Annotated in this window: 10 protein-coding genes; 5 read left to right on the plus strand and 5 right to left on the minus strand. The window is 71.0% G+C overall.

Annotated elements, in window-relative coordinates; genetic code table 11:
• Positions 1-3: 3 nt before the first annotated feature.
• On the plus strand, positions 4-1,617 hold the full coding sequence (locus tag ACIRL2_RS12685) for a PucR family transcriptional regulator (protein ID WP_395862087.1): 1,614 nt from the start codon (positions 4-6) through the stop codon (positions 1,615-1,617).
• 24 nt (positions 1,618-1,641) lie between these two features.
• Here ACIRL2_RS12685 and ACIRL2_RS12690 read toward each other — a convergent pair whose 3' ends face one another.
• Positions 1,642-3,447 (minus strand): protein kinase, encoded by a 1,806-nt coding sequence (locus ACIRL2_RS12690; RefSeq protein ID WP_402231911.1) that lies wholly within the window; start codon positions 3,445-3,447, stop codon positions 1,642-1,644.
• The gene (locus ACIRL2_RS12695; RefSeq protein ID WP_402231913.1) at positions 3,420-4,058 is read right to left on the minus strand and encodes a hypothetical protein; all 639 of its coding nucleotides are present in this window, start codon (positions 4,056-4,058) and stop codon (positions 3,420-3,422) included. Before ACIRL2_RS12695 ends, ACIRL2_RS12690 begins: the two co-directional genes overlap by 28 nt.
• On the opposite strand from ACIRL2_RS12695, the gene ACIRL2_RS12700 reads away from it, so the two are divergent.
• Positions 4,045-4,827 carry a hypothetical protein gene (locus ACIRL2_RS12700; RefSeq protein ID WP_395862081.1) on the plus strand — a complete coding sequence of 261 codons (783 nt, stop codon included), beginning with the start codon at positions 4,045-4,047 and terminating at the stop codon, positions 4,825-4,827. The genes ACIRL2_RS12695 and ACIRL2_RS12700 overlap by 14 nt on opposite strands.
• A 133-nt stretch (positions 4,828-4,960) precedes the next feature.
• On the opposite strand, the gene ACIRL2_RS12705 is transcribed toward ACIRL2_RS12700, so the two are convergent.
• Positions 4,961-6,193 carry a geranylgeranyl reductase family protein gene (locus ACIRL2_RS12705; RefSeq protein ID WP_402231915.1) on the minus strand — a complete coding sequence of 411 codons (1,233 nt, stop codon included), beginning with the start codon at positions 6,191-6,193 and terminating at the stop codon, positions 4,961-4,963.
• Between the two features lie 105 nt (positions 6,194-6,298).
• On the opposite strand from ACIRL2_RS12705, the gene ACIRL2_RS12710 reads away from it, so the two are divergent.
• Positions 6,299-7,498 carry a cation:proton antiporter gene (locus ACIRL2_RS12710; RefSeq protein ID WP_402231917.1) on the plus strand — a complete coding sequence of 400 codons (1,200 nt, stop codon included), beginning with the start codon at positions 6,299-6,301 and terminating at the stop codon, positions 7,496-7,498.
• Positions 7,499-7,559: 61 nt separating this feature from the next.
• Here the strand turns inward: ACIRL2_RS12710 and ACIRL2_RS12715 are convergent, their stop codons facing one another.
• Together ACIRL2_RS12715 and ACIRL2_RS12720 are read right to left on the minus strand one after the other, a co-directional pair.
• The gene (locus tag ACIRL2_RS12715; protein WP_395862075.1) at positions 7,560-8,777 is read right to left on the minus strand and encodes a spermidine/putrescine ABC transporter substrate-binding protein; all 1,218 of its coding nucleotides are present in this window, start codon (positions 8,775-8,777) and stop codon (positions 7,560-7,562) included.
• A 193-nt stretch (positions 8,778-8,970) separates the two neighbouring features.
• A complete protein-coding gene (locus ACIRL2_RS12720; protein ID WP_395862073.1) occupies positions 8,971-10,401 on the minus strand; it encodes a gamma-aminobutyraldehyde dehydrogenase in 1,431 nt (476 codons plus the stop codon).
• 185 nt (positions 10,402-10,586) lie between these two features.
• On the opposite strand from ACIRL2_RS12720, the gene ACIRL2_RS12725 reads away from it, so the two are divergent.
• Both ACIRL2_RS12725 and ACIRL2_RS12730 read left to right on the plus strand, forming a co-directional pair.
• Positions 10,587-11,078, plus strand: a complete 492-nt coding sequence (locus ACIRL2_RS12725) for an Lrp/AsnC family transcriptional regulator (protein ID WP_395862071.1) — start codon at positions 10,587-10,589, stop codon at positions 11,076-11,078.
• On the plus strand, positions 11,075-12,460 hold the full coding sequence (locus tag ACIRL2_RS12730) for an aspartate aminotransferase family protein (protein ID WP_402231919.1): 1,386 nt from the start codon (positions 11,075-11,077) through the stop codon (positions 12,458-12,460). The genes ACIRL2_RS12725 and ACIRL2_RS12730 overlap by 4 nt, the downstream gene beginning before the upstream one ends.
• Positions 12,461-12,521 lie beyond the last annotated feature (61 nt).

Here is a 12,521-nt window from a genome sequence, read left to right on the forward strand (position 1 = left end):
CGGATGTTCCCCACGGTCGCCGACGTACTGGCCCTCGATATCGTCCGGCGCGGCCGCCCGCAGGTGGTCGCGGGTGAACGCGGCCTGGCCCGGCCGGTGCGCTGGGTGCACATCAGCGAGCTGCCGGACGTGACCCGGCTGCTCAAGGGTGGCGAGCTGGTGATGGCCACCGGCATCGCGCTCCCCGAGGAGCGCGAGGGCCTGCAACGCTACATCCGCGATCTCGCCGACGTGGACGCGGCCGGTCTCGTGGTCGAGCTGGGCCGGCGCTACACCGACCAGTTGCCGCGCGCGCTGGTCGCCGCGGCCGAGCAGGTCGGCCTCCCGGTGATCACGCTGCGCAACGAGACCCGGTTCATCGGCATCACCGAGGCCGTACACGGGCTGATCATCGACGCCCAGCTCGCCGAACTCCAGGCGTCCGAGGCGGTGCACCAGGCGTTCAACGAACTCGCGGTCGAGGGCGCCGAACCCGCCGAGATCGTCCGGCAGGCGTCCCGGATGGCCGGGCGCCCGGTGATCCTGGAGAACCTCGCCCACCAGGTGCTCGCCTACGACGCGCCCGGGGTGGTCGCCGAAACCCTCCTGGAGAACTGGGAGGACCGCTCGCGGCAACTGCGCATGTCCGCCCGGACCGCCTTCGACGAACGCACCGGGTGGCTGGTGACCACGGTCGGCGCGCGCGGCCACGACTGGGGCCGGCTGGTGCTGGTCGGCGACGGCACGCCACCGCTCGCGCAGCAGAGCATGCTGCTGGAGCGGGCCGCCTCCACCCTCGCGCTGAACCGCCTGGTGGTGCGCGACCGGGAGAGCCTGGAGCGGCAGACCCACCGCACGCTGCTGTCCGGCATCCTGACCCACTCCTACACGGTGGCCGAGGTGACTCTGCGGGCCCGCGCGCTCGGTGTGCCGCTGGAGGGGCGGCGGCTGGTCGGCGTGGTGTTGCGGCTGCGGCGCAGTGTGACCCCGGCCGCGCTGGAATCGCAGGCGCGGCTGCGCGACTTCACCGAGATCGCCGCCGCGGCGGTCCGCGAGCGCCGACTGGCGGCGCTGGTCGGCGGCCTGGACGACGACAACGTCGGGCTGCTGGTGGCGCTCGCGTCGCAGGACACCGAGGACGGCGCGCTGGAGGGCTTCTCCGCGGCGATCCGCCGGCTCGCCCCGGACCTCGCGGACGACATCGTGGTCGCGGTCGGCTCCTCGGTGGGCGCGGTGCGCGACGCGCGCCGCTCGCTCCTGGAGGCCACCCAGGTCGCGGACGCCGCGCTGCACCAGGGCGGCAAGGCCGCCTTCTACCGGCTGCCCGACGTACGGCTGCGCGGACTGCTGCACCTGCTGCGCGACGACGCGCGGCTGCAGACCTACGTCGAGCGCGAACTCGGGCCGCTGCTCGCCTACGACGCCCAGCAGGGCACCCAGTTGATCGCGATGCTCCAGGTCTATCTGGACCACGGCCGGAACAAGTCCGCGGCGGCCGACGCCGCGCACCTGTCCCGGCCCTCCTTCTACGAGCGGCTGCACCGGATCGAACGAATCCTGGGCGTCGACCTGGACCAGGTGGAGAGCTGCCTGTCGCTGCACGTGGCGCTGCTGGGTCTGGAGGCGCTGCGCCGGTGAGCGCGGCGCCCGTGGGATCGGCGCTCAGGCTCCGGGGCGGGCGCCCGCGAGGGTGAAGTCGGTCACCGCGAGCGCGTGCAGTGCCGCGTCGCGCGTCCACAACTGCTCGGTGCTGAAGACGTCGACCTCGATGTAGATGCCATTGACGATCACCGCCGCCAACATCGCGTGCCGGGAAATACCGGACTCGGTCCAGGTGTATTCCCAGACCACACCCTTGGCACCGTGAATGGCGCGTTCCTCGAAGACCACTTTCCGATAGTCGCGAAAAACCTTGGGCGCGTTCTGTTCGTCGTCGCGCCACTGCTCCAACAAATCCGTGGTCTGTTGGAACGCGGTACGCCCGGTCAACACGCTCGCGCCGGCCGGGTCCGAGTAGATCACGCTCTGGTTCTGCTCCTTTCGGTTCCAGCCCTGCGGGACCTGCCACGCGAAGGTGTTCTCGTCCGCCTTGCGCACCGGGATCGGCGCGGTCCCCGGGGTCGCGCCCGGGTACGGCGCGAGGCCCGCGACCGGGTTCGTCGAGGGCCGGCCGTTCGTCCCGGAGGCGGTCGACGGCCCCTCGCTGCCGCTCGCGCCACCCCTGTTCGTCCCGCCATCGCCGTCGGCGAGCAGCAGCGCCGCGACGATGGCGCCGGCCACCAGGAGTGTGACGACGGGCATCAGCACGGCCAGGAAGCGGCGGCGCGAGCGGGGTGGCCGGCGGGTGCGGCCCGGCAGCGGGAAGGTCGGCGAGTGGGCTCCGCCGGGCGGCGTGCTCGGCCGCTGCCCCGGCGGCGGCGCGGCGGGCACACGCGGGAACGGGTCGAGCGGGGTGCCGTCGTCGGGAGCGATCCGGGCGGGCGGGACCAGGTCGCGCAGCGGTGGTTGCGGATGCGTGGTCGGCACCAGCGTCGCGTCGTCGTCCGCCTCGACCGGGGCACGCTCGTTCGTGCCGTACTCGACCGGCCCCCGCTCGGCCGGCCCGCGATCGAGCGCCCGGCCGAGTGCGGTGGGCGGGATCGGTTGGGTCGACTCGCCCGCGTGCCGGCGCCCCTCGGCGGCGAGCAGCGCGCTCAGCCTGGCCTCCACCTCCGCCGAGTCCGGGCGCTGGGCCGGGTCGCGCCGGAACAGGTCGCGCACGAGCGGTCCCAGCGGACCGATCTCCTCGGGCACCTCGGGCTCGGCGATCACGATCGCGTGCATCGTGGCCACCGGCGTGGAGCGCCGGAACGGCGACGCGCCGGTGACCGCCGCGCACAGCGTGACGCCCAGCGACCACAGGTCGGAGGCGGGTCCGGGGTGTTCGCTCTCGATCCGCTCGGGCGCCATGAACTCGGGCGAGCCCAGGATCGCACCGGTCCCGGTCAGCCCGCTGACCCCCTCCAGCGCGGCGATGCCGAAGTCGGTCAGCACGGCGTGGCCGTCCCGCTCGAGCAGCACGTTGCCCGGCTTGACATCGCGGTGGATGACGCCGTGCGCGTGCACGACGCCGAGCGCGCGGGCGATCTGCACGGCCATCGCCGCGGCGGCGTGCGGGGTGAGCGGCCCGTCCTCCTCCAGGATCGTGTCCAGCGAGCGGGCGTCGAGCAGCTCCATCACGATCCACAACCGGTCGTCGTCCTCGACGTAGTCGTAGACCCGCACCACGTTGGGGTGATTGATCCGCGCGGTCGCCTGCGCCTCCCGCAGGCTGCGTTCCCGGAAGGACTGGGACGCGCTGCGCCCCCATCCGGTGCTGATCACCTTCGCCGCCACCGGTCGGTCGAGCAGGCGGTCCCGGGCCCGCCACACGGTGCCCATCCCGCCGCTGCCGAGCACGTTCACCAGCTCGTACCGGGCTCCGACCACAAAGCCCGCCCCACCGTCTCCAGGCCCGCCCGGCATCGGCTTTCCCCCAGGTCCCGCCGCTTCTCAAGATCAGACCATTGCCGCTTTCGTGGGATTACCTCAAAAAGGCCCTGCGAAAGCTTAGGACGGACATGGTAGAACGAATCGTCACACATAGCGGGAGGGGGATACCGCATGTTCACTCCGAAAAAACTTCGATCAGAAAACGTCAAGCGCGCGGCGTTGATAATTTCTGTTCCGGTCGGAATAGGAATGATTCTGAACGCCGGTCTGGCCGTCGCGGATATCGAGGGGAACGGTCCCGTCCATCGGTACGGCGGTGGGCACACCCCGACGGGCGAGGTCACCACGAAGCCGCCCGCGACCACACGACCACCGGTCACCACCAAGCCGCCCACCTCACAACGGCCGAGCAGCACGCCGCCGCCCACGACGAACAAGCCCACGACCACCAGGCCGTCGACCACCAAGCCCTCGACCACCGAACCGGGGACGACGCCACCACCGACCACACCGCGGCCGAGCACCACCCCGCCCACCACCGCGCCGTCCGGCTCCGCGTCGCCGACCGTGCCGCCCACGGCCGAGCCGTTCGCGGTGACCACGTCCACCCAGATCACCTTCGACGCCAACGGCCGGGGCTCGATCGCGTTCACCGTCACCAACGCCACCGACCGGGCCCAGCCCGCCCGCGACGTGTACGCCCGCACCACCGGCGCGCTCCGGATCCTCTCGGTGTCCGGATGTTCGACCGCGCCCGCGCTCAAGTCCCCGGGACCGGCCTGGACCACCACGTTCAAGTGCGCACCGGGCGCGCTCGGGCCGCACGAGACCAAGCGGTGGTCGGCGGCCGTGGAATACCTGCCGGCCGTGCGGCAACCGCGCGCGGCGCGCGCCGAGGTGCGACTCCCGCTCGCGCCGGAGGCGGACATCTCCACGTTCTGCGTGCTCGTGGTGCCCGAGGGTGCGACGGACACGTCCGTGGTGCTGGGCCGGGCCGGACCGTTGACCCTGGTCAACCGGGCCAACAACAACGACCCGTCGTTCATCGGGTACACGGTGAACACCGCGAATCCGGGCGTACCCGGCACCACCACCGGTGGCGGAACGACCGGTGGCGGGACCACCGCTGGTGGCACGACTGGTGGCGGGACCACCGGTGGTGGCGCGACCGGTGGTGCGAGCACGGGCGGAACCACCGGCGGCACCGAAGCGCCCCCGCCGCCGAGCACCCTGCCCAAGACCGGCCCCGGCGACGACACCGTGTCACTGGCCGGCGGCGCGCTCGGCCTGATGCTGGTGGGCAACGCGCTGTTCCAGGGCACGCGCCTGCGCCGGGTCCGTTCCGCCGAGGGCGAGGACGAGGCGGACCGGGACTGATCGCACCCCGACCACACCCGGCGCGCGCCCGCCCCGGACCGTGCGCTCGGCCGAGCATGAACCCGGCCGAGCGGGCGCGCGCGGCGAACCGGACGGCCCCGACCCGTGCACAACGGGCCGGGGCCGCCCGACGTCAGTGCCCGGTGAGCGCCAGCACCCGTCGCGCGGCGGGCCGCTCCAGCAGATCGGCGAACGTGGTCCGCCCCTGCACCACCTTGCGGAACACCCGCCATCCCTGCGGCAGCGTGGTCACCGCGTGGTGCAACATCCCGGGATGCCGCTCGAAGACGCCGAGCAGGAGCCGTCCGGCGCGCATCTCACGACCCAGCACGGCGTCGATGTCCGCGTGGTAGTCGGCACCGATCTTGTCCACCTCGGCGTCGCCGGCCACTGCGGCCATCAGCGCGGCCCGCTCCCCCGCCAGCCGGCCGGAGCGCAGCGCGTACGAGATGCCCTCGCGCGTCCACGGTTCCAGCAGCCCGGCGGCGTCCCCGGCGACCAGCACCCGCCCGCGCGAAAGCGGCGCGCTCTCCTTGCGACAGCGGGTCAGGTGGCCCGACTCGACGGCGGGCCGGAACCCGGCCAGGCCGAGCCGACCGACGAAGTCGCGCAGGTAGGCGCGGGTGGCCTCGCCCTCGCCCCGGGCGCAGATCACGCCCACGGTCAACGTGTCCCCCTTGGGGAAGACCCACCCGTACGAGCCCGGCAGCGGGCCCCAGTCGAGCAGGATCCGGCCGCGCCAGTGCGCGGCGACCTCCGGCGGCACCGGGATCTCCGCCTCCAGGCCCAGATCGACCTGCTCGAAGGTGACCCCGACGTAGGCCGAGCTGCGCCCGGCACTGCCGTCCGCACCGACCACCGCGTGCGCGCGCAGCACCTCGCCGCCGGCCAGGGTCAGCGTCACCCGGCCGTCCCGCTCGGCGATCCGGGAGACCGCGACGCCCTCGCGCAGGACCGCGCCCTCGGCCACCGCCGCGCGGGTCAGCGCCTCGTCGAAGCGGGCCCGGTCGACCAGGCCGATCAGCGTGGTCCGGGCCGAGCGCACCCGCCGGCGGCGCCCGCGCAGGGTGAACTCGACCTCGTGCACCAGGTCCTCGACCGGCGGCTCGAACCCGGGCGGGAGGGAGTTCTTGGAGGGGCCGATGATGCCGCCGCCGCAGGTCTTGTAGCGCGGCAGTTCGGCCCGGTCCAGGATCAGCGTCCGTCGGCCCGCGCGGGCCGCGGCCAGCGCCGCCGACGCCCCGGCGGGACCCGCTCCGATCACCACGACATCCCAGCTCACAGGCTCGGCACCGAGGTCGGTGCTGGGGTCGGCGGGCAGTTCGACGGCGGGCACGGAGACGGCCTCGGGGGAGCTGCTAGTCATGGATATCGACCCTAGTGCGTCCGTCCGGGCGGCTCTCGACGGGAGGTCGGCCGACGGCCTGCGCGTCTGCCCGGATCACCCCCGAACGCGAACTATGCTCCGCCGGTGTCCCACGACAGCGCGCCCTTCCTGATCGTCTTGACCCTGGCATTCGTCGCGCCACTGACCGCGGACCTGCTCGGCCGGTGGATTCCGGTGCCCACGGTCGTGCTGGAACTGCTGTTCGGAGTCGTGGTCGGGCCGTCGGTGCTGGACTGGGTGCGGGAGACGACCGTGTTGACCTTCACGGCCAACTTCGGGCTCGCGTTCCTGATGTTCCTGGCCGGCTTCGAGATCGACCCGGCCCGGCTCAGCGGCCGACCGCTGCGGCGGGCCACGTGGGGCTGGGCACTGTCCCTGGTGGTCGGCCTGCTGCTCGGCCTGTTGCTGGTGCGGTCGGACTCGGCCACCACGAGCCTGGTGATCGGACTCGCGCTGACCACCACCGCGCTGGGCACGCTGCTGCCGATCCTGCGCGACGCGGGCGCGCTGCCCACCCGGTTCGGCGCGCAGGTGATGGCGATCGGCACGCTCGGCGAGTTCGGCCCGATCGTGGCCGTCTCGCTGCTCCTGAGCGGGCGCAGCGCGGGTGCCTCGGCGGTCGCGCTGGTGTGCTTCGCCGCGTTGACGGTGGTCGCGTTCGCGTTCGCGCGCCGTCCGCTGCCCGGCCCACTTGACCGGGTGGTCCGGGCGACGCTGCACTCCAGCGGTCAACTCGCCATCCGGCTGTCGGTGCTCGTGCTCGCGCTGTTGGTCTGGGCCGCGGACGAACTCGGCCTGGACGCCCTGCTCGGCGCGTTCGCGGCCGGTCTGGTCATCCGGCTGCTGCTGTCGGACATGCCCGCGGCATCGCGCGAGACGGTCGCGGGCAAGCTGGACGCGATCGGCTTCGGGTTGTTCGTCCCGGTCTTCTTCGTGGTCAGCGGCGTGCGCTTCGAAGGCCGCGCGCTGTTCGCCGACTTCGGCACGATCGCCATGCTGCCGATGTTCCTGGCGCTGCTCCTGGTGGCGCGCGGCCTGCCGACGTACCTGATGGAGCGCGGCTCACCGTCGGCCGTACGCCTGGGCCTGGCCCTGTTCGCCTCGGCCGGCCTGCCGCTGATCGTGGTCATCACCGGCATCGGTGTGGAGGAGGGCCGACTGCGCGCGGGCACCGCCGCGGCGATGGTCGGTGCCGGGATGATCTCCGTGCTGGTGTTCCCGCTGCTCGGGATGCGCGCCTACCGCGGCGCCGTCGCCGCCGACCCGACCCTCGCCGAGCGCTGACCCCGCGGCCCACCGACCGGCCGGCCACCGGCCCGCGGCACCTCGGCCGCCGACCGCCGGGTCACAGGCCGATGATGTTCCCCCACGCCTTCTCCCAGCGCCGTTCCTCGTCCTCGGTGGTCTCCCGCATGCCGTGCAGCTTCGCGGTCATCTCGGCGTCCGGGAAGATCAGCGGGTTGCTCGCCGACTCGCGCATCTCCGGGTCCGAGGACTCGGCCAGCACCTGCTGCGCGGCCGGCACCGGACACACGTACGCCACGTAGTTCGCCAGCTCGGCCGCGACCTCCGGGTCGTAGTAGAAGTCCATCAGCTTCTCGGCGTTGGTCTTGTGCGCGGCCTTGTTCGGCACCATCAGGTTCTCCGACCACAGCTCGGCGCCCTCCTCGGGCACCACGAACTCGATGTCGGGGTTGTCCAGCTTGAGCTGGCCGACGTCGCCGGAGTACGCCTGGCAGGCCAGGATGTCGCCGCCGGCCAGGCCCGAGGTGTAGTCGTTGCCGGTGAAGCTGCGGATGTGGTCCTTGTCCACCAGCTTCTGCATGCGCTCCATCACCTTGTCCACATCCGCGTCGGTGAAGGTCCTGATGTCCGTGCCCTCACCCAGCATCAGCAGCGCGACGGCCTCCATGAAGCCCGCGAACACGGTGACCCGGCCCTTGAGTTCGGGGCGCCACAGGTCGTTGACCGAGCGGATCTCGCGGTCCACCAGCTTCTTGTTGTACGCGATGCCGGTCATCCCGCTCTGCCACGGCACGGTGTACTCGCGCTTGGGGTCGTAGCCCGGGCTGCGCAGCGATTCGGCGAGGTGGGCGTCCACCTGCGGCAGGTTGGCCTTGTTCAGCTTCTGCACCCAGCCGAGCCGGACGAAGCGGGTGCACATCCAGTCCGAGATGACGATCGCGTCGCGCCCCGGCTCCTTGCCCGCCTGGATGGCCGGGTGGATCTTGCCGAAGAACTCGTCGTTGTCGTTGATCTCCTCCGAGTAGCGGACCTTGATCCCGGTCTTCTCGGTGAAGGCGTCGAGCGTGGGGTGCTTCTGCTCGTCGTTCTCGTCGATGTCGATGTACAGGGCCCAGTTGGAGAAGCGCACCACCTTCTCCTGCTCCGACCGGTCCCGGCCGGCGCGCTTGCTCTCCTGGACGTACGCGGACGGCACGCCGCACGCGGCCAGGGTGCCGACGGCCGCGGCCGCGCCGGCGCCGCGCAGGAACATCCGCCGGTCCACCCGGTGACCGGCGATCCGCAGCGGGGACTGGGCGCGAGTGCGGGCGCGGGTCATCGGCGACTCCTTGGCGAATGCGGGGGTGGGACCTGCTCCGTGGGCGGGGGACCGCGCTGTGCGTACAGATGGCCCACCGCATCGTGGCGGTGACCCGCCCCCGACGGCAACACGCACCCTGTCAACCCTCGCGAAGCGGAGTTGACAGGGTGCGTGTCGGATGTCGCCGGTGCCGCTCGCGCGGCGGGCCGGATCAGGCGTCGTAGTTGGTCATCACGTGCTTGATCCGGGTGTAGTCCTCGAAGCCGTAGCCGGAGAGGTCCTTGCCGTAGCCGGAGTGCTTGAAGCCGCCGTGCGGCATCTCGGCGACCAGCGGGATGTGCGTGTTGATCCACACGCAGCCGAAGTCGAGCCGCTTCGCCATCCGCATCGCCCGGCTGTGGTCCTTGGTCCACACCGAGGACGCGAGCGCGTACTGCACGCCGTTGGCGTTGTTCAGCGCCTCGGCCTCGTCCTCGAACGACTGGACCGTGATGACCGGGCCGAAGACCTCGTTCTGGATGATCTCGTCGTCCTGCTTCAGGCCGGAGACCACGGTCGGGGCGTAGAAGAAGCCCTTGTCGCCGACCCGGTGCCCGCCGGCCTCGACCTTCGCGTGCCCGGGGAGGCGGTCGATGAAGCCGCTGACCTGCCCGAGCTGGTTGACGTTGTTGACCGGGCCGAAGTCCGCGTCGTCCTGCGGACCGGTGGAGGTGGCGTTCGCGGCGGCGGCCAGCGCGGCGGTGAACTCCTCGCGGATCGAGGAGTGCACGAGCACCCGGGTCGCGGCGGTGCAGTCCTGGCCGGCGTTGAAGAAGCCCGCGCCGGCGATGCCCTCGGCCGCGGCGGCGATGTCGGCGTCCTCGAAGACCACGACGGGCGCCTTGCCGCCGAGTTCGAGGTGCACCCGCTTGAGGTCCCTGGACGCGCTCTCGGCGACCGCCATGCCGGCCCGTACCGAGCCGGTGATCGAGGCCATCGCCGGGGTCTTGTGCTCGACCATCAGTCGACCGGTGTCGCGGTCGCCGCAGATCACGTTGAACACGCCGGCGGGCAGGATCTCGCCGATGATCTCGGCGAGCAGCACGGTGGAGGCGGGCGTGGTGTCGGACGGCTTGAGCACCACGGTGTTGCCCGCGGCCAGGGCCGGCGCGAACTTCCACACGGCCATCATCATCGGGTAGTTCCACGGCGCCACCTGGGCGCAGACACCGACCGGCTCACGCCGCACCATGGAGGTGTGCCCCGCCATGTACTCGCCGGCCGACTTGCCCTCGAGCATGCGCGCGGCGCCCGCGAAGAAGCGGATCTGGTCCACCATCGGCGGGATTTCCTCGGACGCGGTGAGCGCGCGGGGCTTGCCGGTGTTGCGACACTCGGCGTCGATCAGCTCGTCCGCGCGCTTCTCGACCGCGTCGGCGATCTTGAGCAGCGCGAGCTGCCGCTCGGCGGGCGTGGTCTCGCTCCAGGTCTCGAACGCCGTGGCCGCCGCGCGCATCGCGGCGTCGACGTCCCGCTCCCGGGAGAGCGGGGACGTCGCGTAGACCTCGCCCGTGGCGGGGTCGACGATGTCGAGCGTGCCGCCGTCCGCGGCGTCGGTGAACGTGCCGTCGATGTAGTTGCGCAGAGTACGCAGGTCGCTCATGTCCCAAGTCTCCTTCGAAAACGGGGCGGCGCCGGCAGGACGGCGAGGGGGTCGATCCCGACCTGGGCCGCGATCCCAGCCTAACCGGATTGCTGTCGGTATCCGCATCCCCATCCCACACCAACAACTGAATCAGTTGTCTCGTTGATCAAAGTCAACGGATTCCCTTGCGAAAGGCCCATCTGATGAGGCAGAGTGACTACGTGGCCGGTCGAGACAGAAACCCGAACGCTCCGGCCGACGCCGTGTCGAAGGCGATCATCGAGCAGCTCCAGGAGGACGGACGCCGCTCGTATGCCGCGATCGGCAAGGCGGTCGGTCTCTCGGAGGCCGCAGTACGTCAACGCGTACAGCGCCTGCTCGACCAAGGCGTGATGCAGATCGTCGCCGTGACGGATCCGCTGACCGTCGGCTTCCATCGCCAGGCCATGGTCGGGGTTCGCGTCGAAGGGGACATCGAACCCGTAGCGGACATACTGGCCACGATGAAGGAAGTGGACTACGTCGTCATCACGGCTGGTTCGTTCGACCTCATCGTGGAACTCGTATGCGAGAACGACGACCACCTGCTCGACATCATCAACAAGAGGATTCGAGCGATTCCGGGCGTACGGAGCACCGAGAGCTTCGTCTACCTGAAGCTTCGGAAGCAGACCTACCAGTGGGGTACTCGATGACACAGCAGTACGACAACGCGGCACTCTCCAAGAGCGCCTACGACCACCTGTGGATGCACTTCACCCGCATGTCGTCGTACGAGAACGCTCCCGTGCCGACCATCGTGCGCGGTGAAGGCAGCTACATCTGGGACACCAACGGGCGCAAGTACATCGACGGCCTCGCCGGCCTGTTCGTCGTACAGGCCGGTCACGGCCGCACCGAGCTGGCCGAGGTGGCCCGCAAGCAGGCCGAGCAGCTCGCCTTCTTCCCGGTGTGGAGCTACGCCCACCCCAAGGCGATCGAACTCGCCGAGCGCCTGGCGCACCACGCCCCGGGCGACCTGAACAAGGTCTTCTTCACCACCGGTGGCGGCGAGGCCGTCGAGTCCGCGTGGAAGCTGGCCAAGCACTACTTCAAGCTGACCGGCAAGCCGACCAAGCACAAGGTCATCTCGCGGGCCATCGCCTACCACGGCACCCCGCAGGGCGCGCTGTCGATCACCGGTCTGCCGGACTACAAGGCGCCGTACGAGCCGCTGGTGCCGAGCACCTTCCGGGTGCCGAACACCAACCAGTACCGCAAGCCGGAGTTCCTGGCCGACTCCTCGCCCGAGGGCTTCGGCCGCTGGGCCGCCGACCAGATCGAGGTGGCGATCCTCAACGAGGGCCCCGACACCGTCGCCGCGGTCTTCCTGGAGCCGGTGCAGAACGCCGGCGGCTGCTTCCCGCCGCCGCCCGGGTACTTCCAGCGCGTGCGCGAGATCTGCGACCAGTACGACGTGCTGCTCGTCTCGGACGAGGTCATCTGCGCGTTCGGCCGACTCGGCACGATGTTCGCGTGCGACAAGTTCGACTACGTCCCCGACATCATCACCTGCGCCAAGGGCATGACCTCGGGCTACTCGCCGATCGGCGCGATGATCGTCTCGGATCGCCTCGCCGAGCCGTTCTACAACGGCAGCGACAACGTCTTCATGCACGGCTACACGTTCGGCGGGCACCCGGTGTCCTCCGCCGTGGCGCTGGCCAACCTCGACATCTTCGAGCGCGAGGGCCTCAACCAGCACGTGCTGGACAACGAGTCCAAGTTCCTGGCCACCCTGCAGAAGCTCCAGGACCTGCCGATCGTCGGCGACGTGCGCGGCAACGGGTACTTCTACGGCATCGAGATGGTCAAGAACAAGGCCACCAAGGAGACGTTCAACGAGGACGAGGCCGAGCGCCTGCTCCGCGGCTTCCTGTCCACCGCGCTCTACGACAACGGCCTGTACTGCCGCGCCGACGACCGCGGCGACCCGGTCATCCAGCTCTCCCCGCCGCTGACCGCGGACCAGGGTGTGTTCGACGAGATCGAGCAGATCCTGCGCGGAGTGCTCACCGAGGCCTGGACCAAGCTGTAGATCGAGCAGTAGACCCCGGCTATTCGACGAACCCTCAGTGAGTCTGCCGCCGTCGCGCACA

Origin of the sequence: Embleya sp. NPDC127516 (assembly GCF_044765325.1) — a bacterium.
Classification (GTDB): domain Bacteria; phylum Actinomycetota; class Actinomycetes; order Streptomycetales; family Streptomycetaceae; genus Embleya.